The 1,038-nt window shown below is 59.1% G+C and carries 1 protein-coding gene; it reads left to right on the top strand.

The annotated features are described in order from the left end of the window. Positions 1–1,038, top strand: a 1,038-nt coding sequence (gene tssI / locus FQ015_RS18335) for a type VI secretion system tip protein TssI/VgrG (RefSeq protein WP_160524345.1), incomplete at both ends; no start/stop codon positions are given.

Below are 1,038 nucleotides of genomic sequence, written 5' to 3'. Positions count from 1 at the left end.
CCAGGAGCCGGACACCTTTGCAGTGGTGAGCTTCCGGTTAGTCCAGAACCAGTCATATCCGTTTGTGATGAGTGTGGATGTTGCCAGCGACTCTTTTATGCAGACGGCGGAGATGCTGCTGGAGAAGAAGGCGACACTGACCATCTGGCAGGGCGTCATCCCGCTGCGTTATGTCACCGGCGTGGTGGCGGGTTTTGGCATGCAGGAGAATAACGGCTGGCAGATGCGTTATCACCTGCGTATTGAGCCGCCGTTATGGCGGTGCGGGCTGCGGCGGAACTTCCGTATCTTCCAGCAGCAGGATATCCGGACGATATCGGCCACGTTACTGAACGAGAACGGCGTCACGGAGTGGACGCCGCTGTTTTATGAGGACCATCCGGCGCGGGAATTCTGTGTCCAGTACGGGGAAAGCGACCTGACGTTTCTGTCCCGGTTGTGGGCGGAGGAGGGAATTTTCTTCTTTGAGCGGTTTGCGGCGGACAGTCCGGAGCAGAAGCTGACGCTGTGCGACGATGTGGCGGGGCTGTCACAGGCGGGGGAGTTTCCGTTTAACCCGGACACATCGGCAGGAGCGGAGACGGAGTGTGTCAGTATGTTCCGTTATGAGGCGCATGTCCGCCCGTCGTCGGTGCAGAGCCAGGATTACACGTTTAAGGTGCCGGACTGGCCGGGGATGTATGAGCAGCAGGGTGAGAACCTGAACGGACAGCTGGCGCAGTATGAAATATTTGATTATCCGGGAAGGTTCAAGGATGAACAGCACGGCAAGGATTTCACGCTGTACCAGATGGACAGCCTGCGCAGTGATGCGGAAAAGGCCACAGGGCAGAGTAATTCGCCGCGGCTGTGGCCGGGAACGCGGTTTACGCTGACGGGGCATCCGCAGAAGATGCTGAACCGTGAATGGCAGGTGGTACAGAGCATACTGTCAGGAAGCCAGCCGCAGGCGCTGCACGGCAGCCAGGGGAGAGGAACCACGCTGGGCAATCAGTTAGAGGTGATACCGGCAGACCGGACGTGGCGTCCACGGCTGCA

This window comes from Escherichia sp. HH26CH (genome assembly GCF_009820205.1).
Taxonomy (GTDB): domain Bacteria; phylum Pseudomonadota; class Gammaproteobacteria; order Enterobacterales; family Enterobacteriaceae; genus Escherichia; species Escherichia coli_F.
This window is presented reverse-complemented; position numbering and strand designations above follow the sequence as displayed.